At 63.7% G+C, this 21841-nt stretch carries 18 protein-coding genes and 7 tRNA genes; 20 read left to right on the top strand and 5 right to left on the bottom strand.

From position 1 onward, the window contains the following. The first annotated feature begins 36 nt into the window (after nucleotides 1–36). Together ACJA3S_RS07460 and ACJA3S_RS07465 are read left to right on the top strand one after the other, a co-directional pair. Nucleotides 37–1239 (top strand): fumarylacetoacetate hydrolase family protein, encoded by a 1203-nt coding sequence (locus ACJA3S_RS07460; protein ID WP_406821346.1) that lies wholly within the window; start codon nucleotides 37–39, stop codon nucleotides 1237–1239. A 98-nt stretch (nucleotides 1240–1337) separates the two neighbouring features. After that, entirely contained in the window at nucleotides 1338–3125 is a 1788-nt protein-coding gene (locus ACJA3S_RS07465) for an IlvD/Edd family dehydratase (protein WP_406821347.1), read from the top strand. Between the two features lie 114 nt (nucleotides 3126–3239). Here ACJA3S_RS07465 and ACJA3S_RS07470 read toward each other — a convergent pair whose 3' ends face one another. Further along, nucleotides 3240–4076, bottom strand: coding sequence for a deoxynucleotide monophosphate kinase (locus ACJA3S_RS07470; protein WP_406821348.1), 837 nt, complete (start codon nucleotides 4074–4076; stop codon nucleotides 3240–3242). A 177-nt stretch (nucleotides 4077–4253) separates the two neighbouring features. Between ACJA3S_RS07470 and ACJA3S_RS07475 the strand changes: the two genes are divergently transcribed. The 6 genes from ACJA3S_RS07475 (at nucleotide 4254) to ACJA3S_RS07500 (ending at nucleotide 9474) form a co-directional block, all read left to right on the top strand. Next, on the top strand, nucleotides 4254–5240 hold the full coding sequence (locus tag ACJA3S_RS07475) for a DNA polymerase III subunit delta' (RefSeq protein WP_406822218.1): 987 nt from the start codon (nucleotides 4254–4256) through the stop codon (nucleotides 5238–5240). A 30-nt stretch (nucleotides 5241–5270) separates the two neighbouring features. After that, complete coding sequence (locus ACJA3S_RS07480; RefSeq protein ID WP_406821349.1) at nucleotides 5271–6053, top strand: TatD family hydrolase; 783 nt, start codon at nucleotides 5271–5273, stop codon at nucleotides 6051–6053. A 469-nt stretch (nucleotides 6054–6522) separates the two neighbouring features. After that, nucleotides 6523–7158, top strand: coding sequence for a TetR/AcrR family transcriptional regulator (locus ACJA3S_RS07485; RefSeq protein WP_406821350.1), 636 nt, complete (start codon nucleotides 6523–6525; stop codon nucleotides 7156–7158). 104 nt (nucleotides 7159–7262) lie between these two features. After that, a complete protein-coding gene (locus ACJA3S_RS07490; RefSeq protein ID WP_406821351.1) occupies nucleotides 7263–8231 on the top strand; it encodes a GTP 3',8-cyclase MoaA in 969 nt (322 codons plus the stop codon). A 66-nt stretch (nucleotides 8232–8297) separates the two neighbouring features. Next, nucleotides 8298–8903 carry a DUF4823 domain-containing protein gene (locus ACJA3S_RS07495; protein ID WP_170028926.1) on the top strand — a complete coding sequence of 202 codons (606 nt, stop codon included), beginning with the start codon at nucleotides 8298–8300 and terminating at the stop codon, nucleotides 8901–8903. A 10-nt stretch (nucleotides 8904–8913) separates the two neighbouring features. Then, nucleotides 8914–9474 (top strand): DUF1285 domain-containing protein, encoded by a 561-nt coding sequence (locus ACJA3S_RS07500; protein ID WP_406821352.1) that lies wholly within the window; start codon nucleotides 8914–8916, stop codon nucleotides 9472–9474. A 94-nt stretch (nucleotides 9475–9568) separates the two neighbouring features. Here ACJA3S_RS07500 and ACJA3S_RS07505 read toward each other — a convergent pair. Together ACJA3S_RS07505 and ACJA3S_RS07510 are read right to left on the bottom strand one after the other, a co-directional pair. Beyond that, a tRNA-Asn gene (locus ACJA3S_RS07505) sits at nucleotides 9569–9644 on the bottom strand. Between the two features lie 62 nt (nucleotides 9645–9706). After that, on the bottom strand, nucleotides 9707–10903 hold the full coding sequence (locus ACJA3S_RS07510) for an amino acid aminotransferase (protein ID WP_225776885.1): 1197 nt from the start codon (nucleotides 10901–10903) through the stop codon (nucleotides 9707–9709). 287 nt (nucleotides 10904–11190) lie between these two features. Between ACJA3S_RS07510 and uvrB the strand changes: the two genes are divergently transcribed. Further along, nucleotides 11191–13206 (top strand): excinuclease ABC subunit UvrB, encoded by a 2016-nt coding sequence (uvrB, locus tag ACJA3S_RS07515; protein WP_406821353.1) that lies wholly within the window; start codon nucleotides 11191–11193, stop codon nucleotides 13204–13206. A 149-nt stretch (nucleotides 13207–13355) separates the two neighbouring features. Here the strand turns inward: uvrB and ACJA3S_RS07520 are convergent, their stop codons facing one another. Then, nucleotides 13356–14906 (bottom strand): MDR family MFS transporter, encoded by a 1551-nt coding sequence (locus ACJA3S_RS07520; RefSeq protein ID WP_406821354.1) that lies wholly within the window; start codon nucleotides 14904–14906, stop codon nucleotides 13356–13358. After that, on the bottom strand, nucleotides 14896–15951 hold the full coding sequence (locus ACJA3S_RS07525; RefSeq protein WP_406821355.1) for an HlyD family secretion protein: 1056 nt from the start codon (nucleotides 15949–15951) through the stop codon (nucleotides 14896–14898). The genes ACJA3S_RS07520 and ACJA3S_RS07525 overlap by 11 nt, the downstream gene beginning before the upstream one ends. A 142-nt stretch (nucleotides 15952–16093) precedes the next feature. Between ACJA3S_RS07525 and gltX the strand changes: the two genes are divergently transcribed. From gltX to ACJA3S_RS07580, 11 genes are all read left to right on the top strand, one after another. Continuing rightward, complete coding sequence (gene gltX, locus ACJA3S_RS07530; protein ID WP_170028932.1) at nucleotides 16094–17575, top strand: glutamate--tRNA ligase; 1482 nt, start codon at nucleotides 16094–16096, stop codon at nucleotides 17573–17575. Between the two features lie 334 nt (nucleotides 17576–17909). Next, nucleotides 17910–17985, top strand: a tRNA-Ala gene (locus ACJA3S_RS07535). A 72-nt stretch (nucleotides 17986–18057) separates the two neighbouring features. Beyond that, nucleotides 18058–18133, top strand: a tRNA-Glu gene (locus tag ACJA3S_RS07540). 53 nt (nucleotides 18134–18186) lie between these two features. Then, nucleotides 18187–18262, top strand: a tRNA-Ala gene (locus ACJA3S_RS07545). A gap of 43 nt (nucleotides 18263–18305) precedes the next feature. After that, nucleotides 18306–18381, top strand: a tRNA-Glu gene (locus ACJA3S_RS07550). Between the two features lie 61 nt (nucleotides 18382–18442). Further along, nucleotides 18443–18518, top strand: a tRNA-Ala gene (locus tag ACJA3S_RS07555). Between the two features lie 43 nt (nucleotides 18519–18561). Continuing rightward, nucleotides 18562–18637, top strand: a tRNA-Glu gene (locus ACJA3S_RS07560). Nucleotides 18638–18804: 167 nt separating this feature from the next. Continuing rightward, nucleotides 18805–19344 (top strand): TetR/AcrR family transcriptional regulator, encoded by a 540-nt coding sequence (locus ACJA3S_RS07565; protein WP_406821356.1) that lies wholly within the window; start codon nucleotides 18805–18807, stop codon nucleotides 19342–19344. Between the two features lie 13 nt (nucleotides 19345–19357). Beyond that, a complete protein-coding gene (locus ACJA3S_RS07570) occupies nucleotides 19358–20239 on the top strand; it encodes an alpha/beta fold hydrolase (protein WP_406821357.1) in 882 nt (293 codons plus the stop codon). 139 nt (nucleotides 20240–20378) lie between these two features. Beyond that, nucleotides 20379–20813: a thioesterase family protein gene (locus ACJA3S_RS07575; RefSeq protein ID WP_170028935.1), complete on the top strand. Its 435-nt coding sequence runs from the start codon at nucleotides 20379–20381 to the stop codon at nucleotides 20811–20813. A gap of 52 nt (nucleotides 20814–20865) precedes the next feature. Then, nucleotides 20866–21837, top strand: coding sequence for a tRNA dihydrouridine synthase (locus tag ACJA3S_RS07580; protein WP_406821358.1), 972 nt, complete (start codon nucleotides 20866–20868; stop codon nucleotides 21835–21837). The last annotated feature ends 4 nt before the right edge of the window (nucleotides 21838–21841 follow it).

Below are 21841 nucleotides of genomic sequence, written 5' to 3' on the forward strand. Positions count from 1 at the left end.
AGCGTGCAGTTTTCCTGTGCCGAGAGATTTGATGCCATGCCAATGACGCTCACCCCCGCCAATACCCTGCCCGAGGATGGCCTGACCGGCACCCTGATCGGTCGCGCCTGGACCCCCGGCGAACCTGGGGGCCCTTCGCTGATCACCTTGCGCACCGACGGCGTGTTCGATCTCTCCGAGCGTTTCGCCACCCTTAGCCAACTGCTCGAATGCGAAGACCCCGTGCAGGCCGTGCGCAGCACCTCGGGCCGCTTCCTGGGCAGCGTCGAGGCCTTGTTGGGCAATAGCGGCGCAGCGTTCGACGGCAACCAGCCCTACCTGCTTGCACCGGTCGACCTGCAGGTGATCAAGGCGGCAGGCGTGACCTTCGCTGCCAGCATGATCGAGCGGGTGATCGAAGAGCAGGCCGGTGGCGATGCCAGCAAGGCCGAGGCCGTGCGTGCCACGGTGCGCTCGGCGATCGGCGACAACCTGCGGGCGGTGCGCCCAGGTTCACCGCAGGCCATGGCGCTCAAGGCGCTGTTGATCGAACAGGGCATGTGGTCGCAGTATCTGGAAGTCGGCATCGGCCCGGATGCCGAGGTGTTCACCAAGGCCCCGGTGCTGGCCGCGGTAGGCAGTGGCAGCGCCATTGGCGTGCACCCGCATTCGGCCTGGAACAACCCCGAGCCCGAGGTGGTGCTGGCGGTGGACAGCCGCGGCCGCATCCACGGCGCGACCCTGGGCAACGATGTCAACCTGCGCGACTTCGAGGGGCGCAGCGCGCTGCTGCTGAGCAAGGCCAAGGACAACAACGCTTCGTGCGCGGTGGGCCCGTTCATTCGTTTGTTCGACGAAACCTTCGACCTGGACGCGGTGCGCCGCTGCGTGGTCGACCTGGAAGTCGTGGGCAGCGACGGCTACCGCCTGGTCGGCAGCAGCTCGATGGACCAGATCAGCCGCGACCCAGAGGATCTGGTCCGGCAAACGCTCAATGAAAACCACCAGTACCCCGACGGTTTCCTGCTGTTCCTCGGCACGCTGTTCGCCCCGACCGAGGACCGTGACCTGCCGGGTGCGGGTTTCACCCACAAGCCTGGCGACCAGGTGCGCATCGCCAGCCCCTTGCTGGGCCAGTTGCACAACCAGGTCACCACGAGTGACAAGGCCCGCCCCTGGACCTTCGGCCTCGGCGCGTTGATGCGCAACCTGGCTGCCCGAGGGCTGCTGCACCACTCTGTCGGGGAATACCGCCTTTGATGACGCGGTTGGCAGCGGCGCCTCAGTGGTACATAGCCGCTGCACCTGCCAGCGTGTTGCAACGCTGACGGGTACCCATAAATACAAGAGAGAACGACATGACCGATACCGCGAAACGCCCGCTGCGCAGCCAGCAATGGTTCGACGACCCGAGCCACGCCGACATGACCGCGTTGTACGTCGAGCGCTACATGAACTACGGCCTGACCCGCGACGAACTGCAATCGGGGCGGCCGATCATCGGCATCGCCCAGACCGGCAGTGACCTGACGCCCTGCAACCGCCACCACCTGGAACTGGCCCAGCGGGTCAAGGCGGGGATTCGCGATGCCGGCGGCATCCCCATGGAGTTCCCGGTGCACCCGATCGCCGAGCAGAGCCGCCGGCCAACCGCAGCGCTGGACCGCAACCTCGCCTACCTGGGCCTGGTGGAAATCCTCCACGGCTACCCGCTGGATGGCGTGGTACTGACCACCGGCTGCGACAAGACCACGCCGGCTTGCCTGATGGCCGCTGCCACCACGGACCTGCCGGCGATCGTGCTGTCCGGCGGCCCGATGCTCGATGGCCACCACAAGGGCCAGCTGATCGGCTCGGGCACGGTGTTGTGGCATGCGCGCAACCTGATGGCCGCGGGCGCAATCGACTACGAAGGCTTCATGGAGATGACCACTGCCGCGTCGCCGTCGGTCGGCCATTGCAACACCATGGGCACGGCACTGTCGATGAACGCCCTGGCCGAGGCCCTGGGCATGTCGCTGCCAGGCTGCGCGAGCATCCCCGCGCCGTACCGCGAACGCGGGCAGATGGCCTACGCCACCGGGCGGCGCATCTGCGAGCTGGTGATGCAGGACGTGCGCCCGTCGTCGATCATGACCCGCGAGGCGTTCGAGAATGCCATCGCCGTGGCTTCGGCCCTGGGCGCTTCGAGCAACTGTCCACCGCACCTGATCGCTATCGCCCGGCACATGGGCATCGAGCTGTCGCTGGACGACTGGCAGCGCATCGGTGAGAACGTGCCGCTGCTGGTCAATTGCATGCCGGCGGGCAAGTACCTGGGTGAAGGCTTCCACCGCGCGGGCGGCGTTCCGGCGGTGATGCATGAGCTGCGCAAGGCCGGCCGCCTGCACGAGGAATGCGCGACGGTCAGCGGCAGGACCATCGGCGAGGTGGTTCGCGACGCAGCCACCAGCGATCGCGAGGTCATCCTGCCGTTCGATGCGCCGCTCAAGCACAACGCCGGTTTCATCGTGCTCAGCGGCAATTTCTTCGACAGCGCGATCATGAAGATGTCGGTGGTGGGCGAAGCCTTCCGCAAGACCTACCTGGCCGAACCGGGCAAGGAAAACAGCTTCGAGGCCAGGGCCATCGTGTTCGAGGGGCCGGAGGACTACCACGCGCGCATCGACGACCCCGCCCTGGACATCGATGAGCGTTGCATCCTGGTGATTCGTGGCGCCGGCACCGTGGGTTACCCAGGCAGTGCCGAAGTGGTGAACATGGCGCCGCCGGCGGCACTGATCAAGAAAGGCATCGACTCGCTGCCGTGCCTGGGCGATGGCCGCCAGAGCGGCACCTCGGCCAGCCCGTCGATCCTCAACATGTCGCCGGAGGCGGCGGTGGGCGGCGGCCTGGCATTGCTGCAGACCAACGATTGGCTGCGCGTGGACCTCAACCAGCGGCGGGTCGACCTGCTGGTGGACGACGAAGAGGTGGCACGCCGACGCGCGGCCTGGAAGCCGAGCATCCCGGCCTCGCAGACGCCCTGGCAGGAGCTCTATCGGCAACTCGTCGGGCAGTTGTCCACCGGCGGCTGCCTGGAGCCGGCGACGCTGCACATGCGTGTGATCGCCCGTGAAGGGGGGATGCCGCGGCATTCCCATTGAGTGGCCTTGCGGGGCTTGGGCTGCCTCCATGCCGAGCAACGGTGGCAGTCCACCCTGCAGCCATTTGCAGTGCAGCTGCCGGCATGGCCGGGTCGCGATGGTTCGGTATCTCGTTCATTGCGTCGCAGGCGACTTCTGACAAGCCCTTGCCGGCTTGCTTTGCTGCCATGCGTGCTGCACAGCTGCCTGCAGGTCCCCCAGGGAACCCGCGTTGTTGATCAGCAGGTCGCCGGGGGCCTGGGCGATGCCGCGTTCAGATGAATGCGCGTTCACCTTCGGAAGGTTTGGGCGAACGATGTGCCAGATCAGGCCGTTGTGGTGGCGAAGAAAAGCGGCTTCGTTTTCAAAGCGGATGTCCTTGAAGATCACGGTCGTGGCGTCAGCAGGGATCTTGCTGCGCGGCTTCAGCTGTTCGAGAGGGCGCTTGGCACGACGCGTGTCATAGTCCGGGTACAAGGCGTATGCGTGGCGTTTGAGCAGATCGATGGCTTCAGCGGGAGAAAGGCCCCAGGTGGGGTCCTGGCTGGCCAGCAGCTGCGGGTCTGACAGCTGCTCGTCCGTGAAATCAAAGATGGCTTGGGCGGCCAGGGTAAATGGAGTGTGCTCTGGCTTGGCAGGTGCGGCCTTGCGCGTACCGTCCTGTGCGGCCGCAGGTGGATTGATTTCGCGTTCCGCTCGGATCAGCCAGTGGTCTGGGTTATGATTGCGCATCCATTCGGTACCAACCGTCTGGAAGAATTCTCTTGGAGAGCGAGCCCACAGATCAATGGGCTGCTCCTTGATGTCATCGCACCATGTCTCGTCTTCGGTGAGACCAAACAGCGCCTGGCAGCCAAGCTTGAGAGGATCGGCAAGTGCGTAGGCAGCAACCCCCGGGTAGCTCAGCAGCATCGAAGCTACGGTGTCCTTACCTGACCGAGCCAGGGCTGCAAGGCCGATGATTGTTCGCATGTCGTACTCCCCGTTTGCTGCCCGAACTCCTGTATTTACTGGGCTTCAAGGGCGTTTACGTTTTCGAGAAAGGATTGTAACCCACAGTGTTTACGTTTGGTGAAACCCGAAAACATGATGCCACCCATGCCTGCCAAGGCGGCGGGCGCGGTTTGCCTGGCGACGGTATTGGCACCCGTGGCTGAGGTCTTCCCCTGGCAGCAGGCCCTCTGGCAACAACTGGCCGGCCGCAGCCAGCACGCGCATGCCTACCTGCTGCACGGGCCGCAGGGTATCGGCAAGCGGGCCCTGGCCGAGCGCCTGATGGCGCGCCTGCTGTGCCAGCAGCCCCAGGGCCTGGAGGCCTGCGGCGGGTGCAAGTCATGCCTGCTGCTCAAGGCCGGCAGCCACCCGGACAACTTCGTTCTCGAACCCGAGGAAGCCGACAAGCCGATCAAGGTCGACCAGGTGCGCGAGCTGGTGGCTTTCGTGGTGCAGACGGCGCAGCTGGGTGGGCGCAAGGTGGTGCTGATCGAGCCGGTGGAGGCGATGAACGTCAACGCTTCCAACGCCTTGCTCAAGAGCCTCGAAGAGCCTTCCGGTGATACCGTGCTGCTGCTGGTCAGCCATCAGCCCAGTCGCCTGCTGCCGACCATCAAGAGCCGCTGCCAGCAGGTGGCCTGCCCGCAGCCCAGCCTGGCCCAGAGTCGGGCCTGGCTGGCAGGCGCGCTGGCCGACAGTAACGAGGCCGAGCGTGACGAGTTGCTGACATTGGCCGCCGGTTCGCCGTTGATGGCCGTCAGCCTGCAGGCACAGGGCGTGCGCGAGCAGCGGGCGCTGGTGACCGACGGGGTGAAGAAGCTGCTCAAACAGCAGCAATCACCCAGCCAGCTGGCCGAGGCCTGGAACAACGTGCCGCTGTTGCTGCTGTTCGACTGGTTCTGCGATTGGGCGCACTTGATCCTGCGCTACCAATTGACCCAGGACGAGGAGGGGCTAGGCTTGGCCGATATGCGCAAGGTGGTGCAGTACCTGGCGCAGAAGAGCCGCCAGGCCAAGGTACTGGAGGTACAGGCGTGGCTCCTGGAGCAACGCCAGAAGGTGCTGGGCAAGGCCAACCTCAATCGCGTCCTGTTGCTTGAATCGCTGCTGGCGCACTGGCTGCAGTTGCCGGGCGCCCGCTGATTTTCATTTTTCCATGTGTGCCGTTATCCCATGCTCGTAGATTCCCATTGCCACCTCGACCGTCTTGACCTCAGCGCTCACCAGGGCTCGCTCGATGCTGCCTTGCAGGCGGCGCGTGAGCGCGGGGTCGGGCACTTTCTGTGTATCGGCGTCAGTGCCGAGAATGCCGCTGCGGTGAAGGCGCTGAGCGAACAGTACGCCGATGTCGACTGCTCGGTGGGCGTGCACCCGCTGGACCTTGCACCTGGCGAAACCCCGGCGCTGGAGTGGCTGTTGCGCGAGCTGGCCCACCCGCATGTGGTGGCAATTGGCGAAACCGGGCTGGATTATCACTACGAGCCGGAGGCCGCCGAGCTGCAGCAGGCTTCGTTCCGCTTGCACCTGGAGGCCTCGCGGCAGACCGGCAAACCGGTGATCGTGCACACCCGCGCGGCGCGCGCCGACACCCTTGCGCTGTTGCGCGAGGCTGACCTGCCGCAGGCCGGCGTGTTGCACTGCTTCACCGAAGACTGGGCGATGGCCAAGGCCGCGCTGGACCTGGGGTACTACATTTCCTTGTCTGGCATTGTCACGTTCCGCAATGCCGATGCCTTGCGGGAGGTGGCGCGGCAGGTGCCGGTCGATCGGCTGCTGGTGGAAACCGATTCGCCGTATCTGGCGCCGATTCCGCATCGCGGCAAGCCGAACCTGCCGCAGTATGTGCGCGAGGTGGCGGAATATGTGGCTTCGTTGCGGGGGGCCAGCTATGAGCAACTGGCCGAGCAGACCACGGCCAACTTCAAGCGGTTGTTCCCATTGGCACGGGTGGCCTGATTCGGCAGGGCGTTGGGGGCGTGTGGGGCGCCAGGTGCCTGCCGCGCCAAATTCAGCGCTCGATCTCACCGGCGCAACAAAACCCGAGGCAGACCCTGGCCGCCCTCATGCAATCCCCCGAATCCCATCGCCCCGAGCCCCCGAAACGAAAAAAAAACCCGGGTTCTGGGGGGGAATCCGGGTTAAGACCATTAGGAGTAAAACAAAGGTACGCGGTCCCTGAGCACCTTTATCGGCGCGCCACTTGGGGGGGATGCGCCGCGCCAACACTTGTAGTATTGGCCAGGTTTGGCGCAGTGCCAGTGCCTGCTGGTCGTTTTTTAAACAGATTTGGAATACGTCGACGTTTCATTCCTCCCGCAGCGCATGGCCGTATGCATCGTGAAACACAGACATGTGTGGATGATCCGTGCAATTTCCTGCAAGTTAGGCATAATAAACCGCTTCGATTGTCATCCAGCTCCTTCCTATGCAGAAAGAACCTCGTAAGGTCCGTGAGTTTCGCCGTCGCGAACAGGAAATCCTCGATACCGCGCTGAAACTGTTCCTCGAACAGGGTGAAGACAGCGTCACGGTCGAGATGATCGCCGACGCCGTGGGCATCGGCAAAGGCACGATCTACAAGCACTTCAAGTCCAAGGCGGAGATCTACCTGCGCCTTATGCTCGACTACGAGCGCGACCTGAACACGCTGTTGCACTCGGCCGATGTCGACCGCGACAAGGAAGCCCTGTCGCGCGCCTACTTCGAGTTCCGCATGCGCGACCCGCAGCGTTACCGGCTGTTCGACCGCCTGGAAGAAAAGGTGGTCAAGGGCAACCAGGTGCCGGAAATGGTCGAGCAATTGCACAAGATCCGTGCCTCCAACTTCGACCGCCTGACCCAGCTGATCGAAGGCCGTATCAGCGAAGGCAAGCTCGAAGACGTGCCGCCGTATTTCCACTACTGCGCTGCCTGGGCGCTGGTGCACGGCGCTGTGGCGCTGTACCACTCGCCGTTCTGGAGCAATGTGCTGGAGGATCAGGAAGGCTTCTTCCAATTCCTCATGGACATTGGCGTGCGCATGGGTAACAAGCGCAAGCGCGACCCGGAACCTTCTAACTGAAGCGTTGCGACGCCTCCTGCTGAAACCGTCATGGCGCGGGGCTTGCAAAAACCTGATTTATGAGTCAGGTTTTGTCAGCCCCATCACCCATGCCGGAGTCATTCATGATCGTCGATCGTCAAGGCAGGCGTTTTCGCAACCTGCGCGTCAGCCTGACGGCTGCCTGCAACTACGCCTGCACCTATTGCGTTGCCGATGGCAAGCGCCTGGTGGCAGCGCAGGACGAGTTGTCGGCAGCCTCACTGGCTCGCGGTGTGGCCTACCTGATCGAGGCGGCCGGTATCGAACGCTTGCGCATCACTGGCGGCGAGCCACTGGTCAGCCCACGGCTGGAGGGCTTTTTGGCCGCCGTGGCCAGGCTCGACCTCGACGATGTCTCGCTGACCACCAATGGCCAGCTGCTGGCGCGCAAGTTGCCCCAGCTGCAGGCAGCGGGTATTCGCCGCCTGAACATTTCCCTCGATACGCTGGACCCGCAGGCCTTCCGCCGCATTGCCCGCGGAGGTGACCTGGCGAGCGTGCTGGCGGGCATGGAGCAGGCCAGCGCGCTGGGCATGCAGATCAAGGTGAACATGGTGCCGATGCGCGGGCAAAACCTCGACCAAGTGTTGCCGCTGTTGGACTACTGCCTTGCGCGCGGTTTCGAACTGCGTTTCATCGAACTCATGCGCATGGGGCACCTGGCCCGTGACCATAATGCGTTCCTGCAGCAGTTCGTTGGCCTCGACCAGTTGCTGGCACTGATCGCTGATCGGCATGCCATTGCCAAGGTCGATGCGCCGCCAGGTGCCACCGCCTTGCGTTATCAGGTCCCCGGCAAGGGCCACTTCGGCGTGATCGCCAATGAAAGCGAACCGTTCTGCCGCAGCTGCTCGCGGCTGCGCCTGTCCTCTACCGGTTGGCTGCATGGTTGCCTGTCGTCGGGTAACCGCCACTACATCGCTGACTTGCTGGAGAAGCCGCGCCATCAGGCGCTCCCAGCCTTCCAGCGGCTACTGGTAAAGGCCCTTGCAGACAAGCAGGAGCTGGCGTTTTCCGGCGATGTGATGGTGATGAAGGTCATCGGTGGTTGAAGCTGGCGCAAAAGCTGCATCCGCCGGCTATTCGCCGGTTTTTCGTCGCCGGCCACTGGAGGAAAGATGCGTAGCCTGGTCTTGCTGCTGGCGCTGATGGCGCTTGGCGGTTGTATGAATGTCAGCGATATGGGCGAGGGCGTCCGTTATCACATGAGCGATGCCGGTCTGCTGGACCACAGCGATACCCGTCGCACCCTGTCGATTCGCCTGCAGCCCGATTCGTTCATCTTCATTGGCCAGGGTGCGTTCGTGCCGCCGGGCAAGGGGCCGGTGCCACGGCAGAATGTGGTCGCCGAGCAGGCATTCAAGAGTTTCGTCGAATATTTCCCGCTGGTACGCCGTGCCCAGGGCCCGCTGGGCCTCGAAGAGGCCATCGCCCAGGCGCGCTCGGTGGGGGCCGATTATGTGCTGTACACCCGCTTTGCGCGTACCGATGACCGCATCGGCAATGGCGACGAATGGTACGACGAACAGGCCGTCGACCGCCTGGGCTGGGACACCGGCGTGGTGCAGATGATGCTGATCGAGACCAACACCCGCTACCTGATCGACACCGCGCGGATCAAGAGCCGTGGCGGTTTGTTGACGTTCCACGACAATACTCCGGAAGATTTGCTTGCGGCGCCGATGCGCGAGTACGCTCGTAGCCTTCTGGGCATGAGTGAATGAGGCAAGCGCGATGAGCGATTCCGGCAAGGCCAATGATCTGCTGGCGCAGCTTCCCAAGGCCAAGGGCCTGCCGCCGGTGCATCTGTGGAACCCGGACTTCTGCGGTGACATCGACATGCGCATCGCCCGCGATGGCACCTGGTACTACCTGGGCAGCCCCATCGGACGCAAGCCGATGGTGCGGCTGTTTTCCACCATCATCCGCCGTGACGGCGATGACTACTTCCTGGTTACCCCGGTGGAAAAGGTGGGTATCCGCGTTGATGATGCGCCGTTCGTGGCCGTGGCGCTGGATGTGCGGGGGCAGGGTGAGCAGCAGGTGCTGCGCTTCACCAGCAATGTCGAAGACCAGGTGGAGGCCGGGCCTGCCAACCCGCTGCGCGTGGTGATCGACCCGCAGACCCAGGAGCCGTCGCCGTATGTGCTGATGCGCAGCAACCTCGAGGCGCTGATCCATCGCAATGTGTTCTACCAGTTGGTGGAGCTGGCGGTGCCGCGGGAGATCGACGGCGAGGAGTGGCTGGGGGTGTGGAGCCACGGTGAGTTCTACCCGATCGGGCGCAGCTGCTGAAGGTTTTGGCGGGTGTCGGCCTTCTCTTCCTGAGCATGACAGGCGTAACAAAAAAGCCCCCGGTGCTTGCGCAACCGGGGGCTTTTTCAGTGTTTGGCTCCGCGACCTGGACTCGAACCAGGGACCCAATGATTAACAGTCATTTGCTCTACCGACTGAGCTATCGCGGAATCTGCGCACATCTTACTGATTGCCCGGGGGAAGTCAAGCCACCCCCAGGCAAATCAAGCAGTTACAGCACTTCGACGATGGCCTTGGTGACCACGTGGATGTTGCTCTGGTTCAGGGCGGCCACCGCGATGCGGCCAGTGTCCAGGGCGTAGATGCCGAAGTCGTTCTTCAGGCGGGCGACCTGTTCAACGGTCAGGCCCGAGTAGGAGAACATGCCGACCTGACGGCCAACGAAGCTGAAGTCGCGCTTGGCGCCGTACTGGGCCAGCAGCTCGACCATCTGCTTGCGCATGCCGTGGATGCGCTCGCGCATTTCGGCCAGTTCGGTTTCCCACATCTGGCGCAGTTCGGCACTGTTCAGCACGGTGGCAACGATGGTCGCGCCGTGGGTCGGCGGGTTGGAGTAGGTGGTGCGGATCACGCGCTTGACCTGCGACAGCACGCGGGTGCTCTCGTCCTTGGAAGCAGTGACGATCGACAGCGCGCCGACGCGCTCGCCATACAGCGAGAACGACTTGGAGAACGAGCTGGAGACGAAGAACTCCAGGCCCGATTCGGCGAACAGGCGCACGGCGAAGGCGTCTTCGGCGATACCGTCACCGAAGCCCTGGTAGGCCATGTCGAGGAACGGCACGTGGCCCTTGGCCTTGACCACTTCCAGCACGTTCTTCCAGTCGTCCAGGTTGAGGTCGACACCGGTCGGGTTGTGGCAGCAGGCGTGCAGTACCACGATCGAGCCGGACGGCAGCTTGTTCAGGTCTTCCAGCATGCCGGCGCGGTTGACATCGTTGGTCGGTGCGTCGTAGTAGCGGTAGTTCTGCACCGGGAAACCGGCCGATTCGAACAGGGCACGGTGGTTTTCCCAGCTCGGGTCGCTGATGGCGACCACGGCGTTCGGCGAGATGCGCTTGAGGAAGTCGGCACCAATCTTCAGTGCGCCGGTACCGCCGACGGCCTGTACGGTGACCACGCGGCCTGCGGCCAGCAGTGGCGATTCGGCGCCGAACAGCAGCTTTTGTACAGCCTGGTCGTAGGAGGCAATGCCGTCGATCGGCAGGTAGCCGCGCGAGGCGTGCTGGGCGGCACGCTGGGTCTCGGCTTCGATCACGGCGCGCAGCAGCGGAATGCGGCCTTCCTCATTGCAGTAAACGCCTACGCCCAGGTTGACCTTGTCGGTACGTGGGTCGGCGTTGAATGCTTCGTTGAGGCCCAGAATAGGGTCGCGGGGTGCCAGCTCGACAGCGGAAAACAGGCTCATTGTTACCTTGGCTCTGATTGGAGTGTGATAGGACGTACACGCTCCAGCCGAATGCACTGAAGCGGTGCACAAACGGGGTGTCAGTATAGTGATACCGACCGGTCACCGCGACACTATGGCGCAGCTTTTCCAGTGATTTGCGCAAATATTTTTCGACCATTGGTCCAATTACCCGGTCCACCGTAACAAGCGCTCACAGCTATGCCTTGAAAGCGCCCCCCGGCGAACGCATTTGGGTATAGACTACTGGCTAAATTTACAGTTGCTGAAACACCGCGAGGTCCGTCATGTCCGAGTTCCAGCTCGTCACCCGTTTCCAGCCGGCCGGCGACCAGCCCGAGGCCATCCGCCAGATGGTCGAAGGCATCGAGGCGGGGCTGTCGCACCAGACGCTGCTCGGGGTGACCGGCTCGGGCAAGACCTTCAGCATTGCCAACGTCATCCAGCAGGTGCAGCGCCCGACCCTGGTACTGGCGCCGAACAAGACGTTGGCCGCGCAGTTGTACGGTGAATTCAAGGCGTTCTTCCCCAACAACGCGGTGGAGTACTTCGTTTCCTACTACGACTACTACCAACCCGAAGCCTACGTGCCGTCCTCGGACACCTTCATCGAGAAGGACGCATCGATCAACGACCATATCGAGCAGATGCGCCTGTCGGCAACCAAGGCGCTGCTGGAGCGGCGCGATGCGATCATTGTCACCACGGTATCGTGCATCTACGGCCTGGGCAGCCCCGAGACCTACCTGAAGATGGTCCTGCACGTCGATCGCGGCGACAAGCTCGACCAGCGGGCGTTGCTGCGACGCCTGGCCGACCTGCAATACACCCGCAACGAGATGGACTTCGCCCGCGCCACCTTCCGTGTGCGTGGCGATGTGGTCGATATCTTCCCGGCCGAATCGGACCTCGAGGCCATCCGCATCGAACTGTTCGATGACGAGGTGGAGAACATCGCCGCGTTCGACCCGCTGACCGGCGAGGTCTTCCGCAAGCTGCCGCGCTTCACCTTCTACCCCAAGAGCCACTACGTCACCCCGCGGGAAACCCTGCTGGAAGCGGTCGAGGGCATCAAGGAAGAGCTCAAGGATCGCCTGGAATACCTGCAGAAAGCCAACAAGCTGGTGGAGGCGCAGCGCCTGGAGCAACGCACCCGCTTCGACCTGGAGATGATCCTGGAGCTGGGCTATTGCAATGGCATCGAGAACTACTCGCGCTACCTGTCCGGGCGCCCGGCCGGGGCGCCGCCGCCGACCTTGTACGACTACCTGCCGCCTGATGCTTTGCTGGTGATCGACGAGTCCCACGTCAGCGTTCCGCAGGTAGGCGCCATGTACAAGGGTGACCGTTCGCGCAAGGAAACCCTGGTCGAGTATGGTTTCCGCCTGCCCTCGGCCCTGGACAACCGACCCATGCGTTTTGACGAGTGGGAGGCGGTCAGCCCGCAAACCATTTTCGTGTCCGCCACACCTGGCCCCTACGAGGCCGAGCACGCTGGGCGCGTGGTCGAGCAGGTGGTGCGCCCGACCGGCCTGGTCGACCCGCAGGTGGAAGTGCGCCCGGCGCTGACCCAGGTCGACGACCTGCTGTCGGAAATCCGCAAGCGCGTGGCACATGGTGAGCGAGTGCTGGCGACCACGCTGACCAAGCGCATGGCCGAAGACCTCACCGACTACCTGGCCGACCACGACGTGCGGGTGCGTTACCTGCACTCGGACATCGACACCGTCGAGCGGGTGGAGATCATCCGCGACCTGCGCCTGGGGACTTTCGATGTGCTGGTAGGCATCAACCTGTTGCGCGAAGGCCTGGACATGCCTGAAGTGTCGTTGGTAGCGATCCTTGATGCCGACAAGGAAGGCTTCCTGCGTTCCGAGCGTTCGCTGATCCAGACCATCGGTCGCGCGGCGCGCAACCTCAATGGCCGGGCCATCCTGTACGCCGACCAGATTACCGGTTCGATGCAGCGGGCCATCGACGAAACCGAGCGGCGCCGCGAGAAGCAGATCGCCTTCAACCAGGCCCATGGCATCGTGCCCAAGGGCGTGGTCAAGGACATCACCGACATCATGGAAGGGGCCACCGTGCCAGGCGCGCGCAGCAAGAAGCGCAAGGGCATGGCCAAGGCGGCGGAGGAGAGCGCCCGTTACGAGGCCGAGCTGCGTACCCCAGGCGAGATCACCAAGCGCATCAAGCAGTTGGAAGAGAAGATGATGCAGTTCGCCCGCGACCTGGAATTCGAGGCCGCGGCGCAGTTGCGCGACGAGATTGCCCAGTTGCGGGAGCGGTTGATTACCAGCTGAAGCCAGGCGCGGCCTTTTGTAGGAGCGGCCTTGTGTCGCGATGGGCTGCGCAGCGGCCCCAGGAATATTCCATGCGGCACAGACCCTGGGGCTGCTGCGCAGCCCATCGCGACACAAGGCCGCTCAGGGGGCGTCGATCTGCAGTGGCCTTAATGGGCCTCCCCAGCCTTCAACCCCTCAGGCAGCTTGCGGGTCATCAACACCGCCACCATGCTCACCGCCAAGCCGATCCCGACAAAATGAAAGGCATCGTTGTAGGCCATGATCAATGCCTGCTGATGGGTAATCTCGCTCAGTTTCCCCAGCGCGGCGTTGTCATTTCCCAGCCGCTCTGCCAGTTGCGCCAGGCGCTCCGCCACCTGTGGGTTGCCCGGCACCAGCGCCTCCCTCAAATAATCGAAATACACCTTGGTCCGCGCATCCAGCAGCGTGGCCAGCAGCGCAATGCCGATCGCCCCGCCCAGGTTGCGCAGGATATTGAACAGGCTCGATGCCGAGCCGGCATCCTGCGGCTGGATATACGCCGTGGCGATCAGCGAGATGGTCACCATGATCATCGGCTGGCCAATGGCACGGATGATCTGGATATGGTTGAACTGCGGCCCGGCGAAATCCGGGTTGAGCACCCCCGAGCCGAAACTGGCGGCGCCGAACAGGCAGAAGCCCAAGGCGCACAGCGCCTTGGGCGGCACCACTTTCATCAATTGCGGCACCAGCGGAATGAGAAACAGCTGCGGGATGCCCATCCACATGATCACCTCGCCGATTTGCAGGGCGTTGTAGCCCTGCACTTGCGCCAGGTACAGCGGCAATAGATAGATCGAGCCATACAGGCCCACGCCCATGCCCAGGCTGGCGATGCTCGACAGGCCGAAGTTGCGGTTGCCCAGGATGCGCAGGTTGATCAGTGGCTGGGGTCTGGAAAACTGCAGGATGACAAAGGTGATCAGGCTGACCAGGGCGATGCTGCCGAGGCCGACGATCAGCTGCGACTCCAGCCAGTCCTTGCGGTGGCCTTCCTCCAGAAACACCTGCAGGCAACCCAGGCCCAGGCCCAGGGTGACGATGCCGGCGTAGTCGGTGCTTTTCAGCAGCTCCCAGTGTGCGTCCTTCTTCTCCAGCCCGTACAGCAGGCCGGCGATCATCACCAGGCCTGGCGGGATGTTGATGTAGAAGATGCATTCCCAGCCCCAGTTTTCCGTCAGCCAGCCACCCAGGGTGGGGCCAATGGAGGGGGCGAAGGTGGCGGTCATGGCGAACATGGCCATGCCCTTGGCGCGGTGGTGCTCGGGCAGCTTGATCAGGGTCAGGGTGAAGGCCAGCGGGATCAGTGCGCCGCCGGTAAAGCCCTGCAGGGCGCGGAACAGGATCATGCTCTCCAGGTTCCAGGCCATCGAGCACAGCAGCGACGACAGCAGGAAGCCGCCGGATACCCACACCGCCAGGCGCCGCGCCGACAGCAGTTGCACCAGCCAGGCGGTGAGCGGAATCATGATGATTTCCGCCACCAGGTACGAGGTGGAAATCCACGAGCCTTCCTCCAGCGTTGCCGACAAGGCGCCCTGGATGTCCTTCAGCGACGAGTTGGTGATCTGGATGTCCAGCACCGCCATGAACGCACCGAGCATCACGCTCATTACCGCGATCCAGTCGCGCCGGGTCGGCTCCGCAGAGGGCCTGAGCAACACGTCAGCGGTCATTTTTGCCTTCGTCTTCGCTGCGCAGGTCGACGGTGGCGGTCACCGACATGCCTGGGCGGATGCGCCCGTGCAGCGGGTTGTCGGCACGGAAGGTCAGCTTGACCGGGATGCGCTGCACCACCTTGGTGAAGTTGCCGGTGGCATTGTCGGGTGGCAGCAGGCTGAACTGCGCACCAGAGGCGGCGAACAGACTGTCGACCCGGCCTTCGATCGGTGTATCGGGGTAGCTGTCGAAGACCAGTTCGGCGCGCTGCCCTGGCTGCATGCGGCCGATCTGGGTTTCCTTGAAGTTGGCCTGCACCCAGATATCTTCGTCCGGCACGATCGACAGCAGGTAGGCACCGGCCTGTACCACCTGGCCATCACGTGCGCTGCGCTGACCAATGGTGCCGCTGATCGGCGCACGGATTTCGCAGCGGGTCAGGTTCAGTTCAGCCTGGGCCAGGTCGGCGCGGGCGTTGGCGATTTGCGCGTCGAGGCGCTTGAGTTCGGCGCTCAGCGCGTTGACCTGCTGGCGCTGGCTTTGCAGGTCGGCGCGGGCCTTGTCGACCTGCGAGCCGGCGACATGGCTGTCGGCCGCCAACGTGGTGACCCGTTCTTCCGAGACAAAGCCCGGCTTGCGCAGCTTCTCGGCGCGGCTCAGGTCCAGGCGCGAGCGGTCGAAGGTGGCCTGGTTGGCTGCCACCTGGGCCTGGCCGGCGGCAATCAGGCTGGCCTGCTGGGTGAGGCGGCTTTCTGCCTGTGCATGCTCGGCTTCGCGCGTAGCCAGGGCGGCGCGGGCGCGTTGCACGGCCAGTTCGAAGTCGGCGGCCTCCAGCCGCACCAGCAGGTCGCCCGGGTGCACATGCTGGTTGTCAGTGACTGCCACGGCCTCGATACGCGCGCCCAACTGGCTGGAAATACGCGTGATTTCGCCCTGCACGTAGGCGTTGTCGGTGCTTTCATAGAAGCGCCCCTTGAAATACCAGTGGCCGAGGAGGGCGAGGGCAACGGCTGCCACCAGGAGGAAGAAGACCAGCAGGCGGCGTTTGAGTTGGGCAGGCATGAGCACTATCGTTCCAGAAATGTAAATAAATTTAACAGCGGCATGGGGCGCATCGACAAGTGTCGTTCGCGCCATTGCTGGAGCCCGGTGCCTGCCTCCTGCTAACATCCCGCCTTTGTTTCATCTTTCGTTCGAGACCTCCATGACCACCGTACGCACGCGTATCGCGCCATCGCCTACCGGCGACCCCCATGTCGGCACTGCCTACATCGCCCTGTTCAACTACTGCTTTGCCAAGCAGCACGGCGGTGAGTTCATCCTGCGCATCGAAGACACCGACCAGCTGCGTTCCACGCGCGAGTCGGAACAGCAGATCTTCGATGCCCTGCGTTGGCTCGGTATTGAATGGAACGAAGGCCCGGACGTCGGCGGCCCGCACGGCCCGTACCGGCAGAGCGAGCGTGGCGAGATCTACGCCAAGTATGCCAAGCAGCTGGTGGACGCCGGCCATGCCTTCTATTGCTTCTGCACCGCCGAAGAGCTGGAGCAGATGCGTGCCGAGCAGCAAGCCCGTGGCGAAACCCCGCGCTACGATGGCCGCGCGCTGTTGCTCAGCGCCGAGGAAGTGCAGCGCCGCCTGGACGCTGGCGAGCCGCACGTGATCCGCATGAAGGTGCCGAGCGAAGGCGTGTGCGTGGTCCCGGACATGCTGCGTGGTGATGTCGAGATCCCGTGGGACCGCATGGACATGCAGGTGCTGATGAAGAACGACGGCCTGCCGACGTACTTCCTGGCCAACGTGGTCGACGACCATCTGATGGGCATCACCCACGTGTTGCGCGGCGAAGAGTGGCTGCCATCGGCGCCCAAGCTGATCAAGCTGTACGAATACTTCGGTTGGGAGCAGCCCAAGCTGTGCTACATGCCGCTGCTGCGTAACCCGGACAAGTCCAAGCTGTCCAAGCGCAAGAACCCGACCTCGGTGACCTTCTACGAGCGCATGGGCTTCATGCCCGAGGCGATGCTCAACTACCTGGGCCGCATGGGCTGGTCGATGCCGGACGAGCGGGAGAAGTTCTCGCTGGCCGAGATGGTCGAGCATTTCGACCTGTCGCGTATTTCGCTGGGTGGCCCGATCTTCGACATCGAGAAGCTGTCCTGGCTGAACGGTCAGTGGCTGCGCGAGCTGCCGGTCGAAGAGTTCGCCGCGCGCCTGCAGAAATGGGCGTTCAACAGCGACTACATGATGAAGATTGCCCCGCACGTGCAGGGCCGGGTGGAAACCTTCAGCCAGGTTGCTCCGCTGGGCGGGTTCTTCTTCGAAGGTGCGCTGAAGCTCGATGCCAAGCTGTTCGAAAGCAAGAAGCTGTCTGCCGACCAGGTGCGCCAGGTGATCCAGCTGATCCTGTGGAAGCTCGAAAGCCTGCGCCAGTGGGAAAAGGAGCGCATCACCGGTTGCATCCAGGCGGTGGTCGAGGCGCTGGAGCTCAAGCTGCGTGACGCCATGCCGCTGATGTTCGCCGCCATCACTGGCCAGGCCAGCTCGGTGTCGGTGCTCGATGCCATGGAAATCCTGGGCCCCGACCTGACCCGCTACCGCCTGCGCCAGGCCCTGGACTTGCTGGGCGGCGTGTCGAAGAAAGAAAACAAGGAGTGGGAAAAGCTGCTGGCGTCCATCGCCTGATAGCGCTCCAAAGGCCTCGGCTGAGCCCGGTAGGAGCGGCCTTGTGTCGCGGAGGGGCCGCAAAGCGGCCCCAGCAATTTTTGCGTTAAAGCTGAAATCGCGGGACCGCGTTGCGCTCCTTTCGCGACACAAGGCCGCTCCTACAAGCGCGCGGCGCTTCGATTTACCAGGGCAGGGCGGTAAGTGATTGTTATCTGTGAAAATTTTTTTGAATATTTTGAAAAATTAGTTTGACAGCCCTGCAATCCGATCTTAATATGCGCCCCGTCCACAGCGATGAACGAAAACGAAACGCCAGGCACCCAGCCAGCGCTTCGGTTCAGAGCGACATTGTGGGGCTATAGCTCAGCTGGGAGAGCGCCTGCATGGCATGCAGGAGGTCAGCGGTTCGATCCCGCTTAGCTCCACCAAATTCCGTTTGGCAGCCAAGGCTGTCAAGCAAGACCGGGTCCAGCAACCGGGTCTTGAAGGTAAGAAGGTTCGTCCCCTTCGTCTAGTGGCCTAGGACACCGCCCTTTCACGGCGGTAACAGGGGTTCGAGTCCCCTAGGGGACGCCAGTTTTGCACAAGCGATGTTTTAGGATGTCGCTGGGCCGAGAGGCTAGAAATCCGGGGCTATAGCTCAGCTGGGAGAGCGCCTGCATGGCATGCAGGAGGTCAGCGGTTCGATCCCGCTTAGCTCCACCAATTTTTGCCGCGGTTCGCGCAAGCGGATCGGCACGAAGGTTACGTCCCCTTCGTCTAGTGGCCTAGGACACCGCCCTTTCACGGCGGTAACAGGGGTTCGAGTCCCCTAGGGGACGCCACTTTTCCTGCGTTTTGCAGGGCTTAAAAAGGCTCGTCGAATATTGATGAGCCTTTTGTTTCGGGGCTATAGCTCAGCTGGGAGAGCGCCTGCATGGCATGCAGGAGGTCAGCGGTTCGATCCCGCTTAGCTCCACCAATTTTTGCCGCGGTTCGCGCAAGCGGATCGGCACGAAGGTTACGTCCCCTTCGTCTAGTGGCCTAGGACACCGCCCTTTCACGGCGGTAACAGGGGTTCGAGTCCCCTAGGGGACGCCACATTTACCCGCGTATTGCGGGACCTTAAAGGCTCATTCGCTTATTGAATGGGCCTTTTGTTTTTTCTCCCCCAAAAAAACTGGCCGACAGAAGGCCGCAGAATTCGCTTGCGGAAAAATATGATGGGGATAATATTTCGCTCATCATATTTTATCGGCGAGTGCCTGATGAGCGACAAGAAGAGCAAAACCCGCGAGCGCATTCTCGAAGCGGCATGCACGGCGTTGATCCAGCAGGGCCCGGCCGAGCCTAGCGTCAGCCAGGTGATGGGGGCGGCAGGCCTGACCGTGGGCGGTTTCTATGCCCATTTCGACAGCAAGGACGAAATGATGCTCGAGGCGTTCCGCCAACTGTTGGGCGAGCGCCGAGCCTTGCTGGCCCAGGTCGATCCCAGCCTCGATGGCGCTGAGCGGCGGGCATTGGTCAGTGCCTTCTACCTGTCGCGCAAGCACCGCGATGCCGAGGTGCATGCTTGCCCACTGCCCAATTCGCTGGGTGAAATGCAGCGCCTGCCGCAGGCTTTTCGCGAGGTGCTGGCCGAGCACATCGAGTTGATGACGGCTGCCATGGTCGACCGCCCCGAGGAAGCCGACAAGGCCCTGGCCGACCTGGCCCTGATGATCGGCGGCCTGGCCCTGGCCCGTGCCTTGGGCACCAGCGAGCTGTCTGATCGCATTCTACGCGCCGCCAAATCGGCGGTGCTCTGACAGGAGCATGGCGATGACGACCCTTAGCTGGATTCGTGGTGTCAACGGCACCCTGGGCCGCCTGGCCCCGGAGCATGTTGCGGGCAAGATGCGCCGTGCCTTCATGACCCCGCGCAACCTGCCGCCGCGGCAATGGGAACTGCCGGTACTGGCCAGCGCCGAGCGCATCACCCTGCGCTTCGGTTTGTCTGCGTTGCGATGGGGCAAAGGGCCGACTGTGCTGTTGATGCACGGTTGGGAGGGGCGGCCGACCCAGTTTGCCGCCTTGATCGAGGCCCTGGTCCAGGCCGGGCACACTGTGGTGGCGCTGGATGGGCCGGGGCATGGTCGGTCACCCGGCGAGCAGGCGCACGTGGTGCTGTTTGCCCGGGCCTTGCTGGAGGCTGCCGCCGAGTTGCCGCCGCTGCGCGCGGTGATTGGCCATTCCATGGGCGGTGCCAGTGTGTTGTTGGCGCTGCAGATGGGCCTGCGTACGGAAGCGGCAGTGAGCATCGCTGCGCCGGCGCGACTGCTGGGCGTACTGCGTGGCTTCGCTCATCGCCTGGGCCTGCCGGCACGGGCGCGGGCCGCGTTCATCCGCCAGGTGGAGCGGGATGTGGGCATGCAGATTGCGCGGCTCGATGTCAGTGGTTACCAACTGGAGTTGCCGGGGTTGGTGGTGCATGCCGCCGATGATGAGCTGGTGCCTGTTACTGAAGCCCAGGTCATTCACAAGGCCTGGTTCGACAGCCGGCTGTTGCGGCTGGAGGAGGGCGGCCACCAGCGTGTGCTGGCCGACCCGCGCCTGGGTGACGCGGTGCTGGAGCTGCTGGCCCGGGCTGGTGCGGCCCCTGTAGGAGCGGCCTTGCGTCGCGATGGGCTGCGCAGCAGCCCCGGCAATCTGTGCTGGGACTGAGATTTTCGGGCCGCTACGCGCCCCATCGCGACGCAAGGCCGCTCCTGCAAGGGCGCGTAGCCCCGCAGGCAAGCGTCGAAGGGCTGGACTTTGCCCCGCAGGTCACTGCTAAATCCACTTTTGCGCCAAGGAAGCGAACATGAGCTGGGACCTGGCAACACCTTTCGTCATCGACCTGCGCGTGGCCAACGAGGATATCGATGGCCTCGGCCACGCCAACAACGCCGTCTACGTCACCTGGCTGGAGCGCTGCGCCTGGCGCCACTCGCAGCGCCTGGGCCTGGACCTGGCCGAATACCGTCGGCTGGACCGGGCCATGGCCGTGGTGCGCCACGAAATCGACTACCTGGCTGCCGCCTACGAGGACGACGAGCTGCAACTGGCCACCTGGATCATCGACTGGGACCAGCGCCTGCGCATGACCCGGCGCTTCCAGCTCAAGCGCCCGCGTGACGGCGTTACCCTGCTGCGCGCCCAGACCACCTTCGCCTGCATCGAGCTGTCCAGCGGCAAGCCCAGGCGCATGCCGGCGGAATTCCTCGATGGTTACGGCCCGGCGCTGATCGGCGCCTGAAACAGCGGCAAATTTTGCTAGACTGCCGGCTTTTTCCCGCCGAGACCCCGACATGCAAATTGCCCTGGCCCCCATGGAGGGGCTGGTCGACAACATCCTGCGCGACGTGCTGACCCGCGTTGGCGGTATCGACTGGTGCGTCACCGAGTTCATTCGCGTATGTGACCGCCTGCTGCCGCCTGCCTCGTTCGACAAGCTGGCGCCCGAGTTGCGCAACGGCGCGCGGACTGCCGCCGGGGTGCCGATGCGTGTGCAATTGCTGGGTTCCGACCCGGTGTGCCTGGCCGAAAACGCCGCGCTGGCTTGCGCGCTGGGGGCGCCGGTGATCGACCTGAACTTCGGTTGCCCGGCCAAGACCGTTAACAAGTCGCGTGGTGGGGCAGTACTGCTCAAGGAGCCGGAACTGCTGCACGCCATCGTGCGTGAGGTGCGCCGCGCCGTGCCGGCGGATATTCCGGTGACGGCGAAGATGCGCCTGGGCTTCGACAGCCCCGATGGCGCGCTGGACTGTGCCACCGCCCTGGCCGAGGGCGGTTCGGCGCACCTGGTGGTGCATGCGCGGACCAAGGTCGAGGGCTACAAGCCGCCGGCCCACTGGGAGTGGGTGGCGCGGGTGCAGGATGTGGTCAAGGTGCCGGTGTTCGCCAACGGCGAGATCTGGACCGTGGACGACTGGCAGCGTTGTCGCGAAGTCAGTGGTGCCGAAGACATCATGCTGGGCCGCGGGCTGGTCTCGCGCCCGGACCTGGGCCTGCAGATTGCCGCAGCGCGTGATGGGCGGGAGTATCTGCCGATGGCCTGGGCCGACCTGCTGCCATTGTTGCGTGAATTCTGGCGCCAGGCCCAGGCCAAGCTGTCGCCGCGTTATGCGCCGGGGCGGATGAAGCAGTGGTTGGCGATGCTGACCCGCAGTTACCCGGAGGCGGTGGTGCTGTTCGCCGAATTGCGCCGGGAAGATGACTGCGCGCGGATCAGTCGCTTGCTGGGGGTTGAAGCGCAACCCTTGACGGCATGTGTTGCCTGATCAG

It is taken from the genome of Pseudomonas sp. KnCO4, from assembly GCF_045344305.1.
Taxonomy (GTDB): Bacteria; Pseudomonadota; Gammaproteobacteria; order Pseudomonadales; family Pseudomonadaceae; genus Aquipseudomonas; species Aquipseudomonas anuradhapurensis.

Excerpts from the sequence above, each read along its gene's own strand:
- ACJA3S_RS07460 (WP_406821346.1), top strand. The coding sequence starts at position 37 with ATGCCAATGACGCTCACCCCCGCCAATACCCTGCCCGAGGATGGCCTG.
- ACJA3S_RS07465 (WP_406821347.1), top strand. The coding sequence starts at position 1,338 with ATGACCGATACCGCGAAACGCCCGCTGCGCAGCCAGCAATGGTTCGAC.
- ACJA3S_RS07470 (WP_406821348.1), bottom strand. The coding sequence starts at position 4,076 with ATGCGAACAATCATCGGCCTTGCAGCCCTGGCTCGGTCAGGTAAGGAC.
- ACJA3S_RS07480 (WP_406821349.1), top strand. The coding sequence starts at position 5,271 with ATGCTCGTAGATTCCCATTGCCACCTCGACCGTCTTGACCTCAGCGCT.
- ACJA3S_RS07485 (WP_406821350.1), top strand. The coding sequence starts at position 6,523 with ATGCAGAAAGAACCTCGTAAGGTCCGTGAGTTTCGCCGTCGCGAACAG.
- ACJA3S_RS07490 (WP_406821351.1), top strand. The coding sequence starts at position 7,263 with ATGATCGTCGATCGTCAAGGCAGGCGTTTTCGCAACCTGCGCGTCAGC.
- ACJA3S_RS07495 (WP_170028926.1), top strand. The coding sequence starts at position 8,298 with ATGCGTAGCCTGGTCTTGCTGCTGGCGCTGATGGCGCTTGGCGGTTGT.
- ACJA3S_RS07500 (WP_406821352.1), top strand. The coding sequence starts at position 8,914 with ATGAGCGATTCCGGCAAGGCCAATGATCTGCTGGCGCAGCTTCCCAAG.
- ACJA3S_RS07510 (WP_225776885.1), bottom strand. The coding sequence starts at position 10,903 with ATGAGCCTGTTTTCCGCTGTCGAGCTGGCACCCCGCGACCCTATTCTG.
- uvrB (WP_406821353.1), top strand. The coding sequence starts at position 11,191 with ATGTCCGAGTTCCAGCTCGTCACCCGTTTCCAGCCGGCCGGCGACCAG.
- ACJA3S_RS07520 (WP_406821354.1), bottom strand. The coding sequence starts at position 14,906 with ATGACCGCTGACGTGTTGCTCAGGCCCTCTGCGGAGCCGACCCGGCGC.
- ACJA3S_RS07525 (WP_406821355.1), bottom strand. The coding sequence starts at position 15,951 with ATGCCTGCCCAACTCAAACGCCGCCTGCTGGTCTTCTTCCTCCTGGTG.
- gltX (WP_170028932.1), top strand. The coding sequence starts at position 16,094 with ATGACCACCGTACGCACGCGTATCGCGCCATCGCCTACCGGCGACCCC.
- ACJA3S_RS07565 (WP_406821356.1), top strand. The coding sequence starts at position 18,805 with ATGAGCGACAAGAAGAGCAAAACCCGCGAGCGCATTCTCGAAGCGGCA.
- ACJA3S_RS07570 (WP_406821357.1), top strand. The coding sequence starts at position 19,358 with ATGACGACCCTTAGCTGGATTCGTGGTGTCAACGGCACCCTGGGCCGC.
- ACJA3S_RS07575 (WP_170028935.1), top strand. The coding sequence starts at position 20,379 with ATGAGCTGGGACCTGGCAACACCTTTCGTCATCGACCTGCGCGTGGCC.
- ACJA3S_RS07580 (WP_406821358.1), top strand. The coding sequence starts at position 20,866 with ATGCAAATTGCCCTGGCCCCCATGGAGGGGCTGGTCGACAACATCCTG.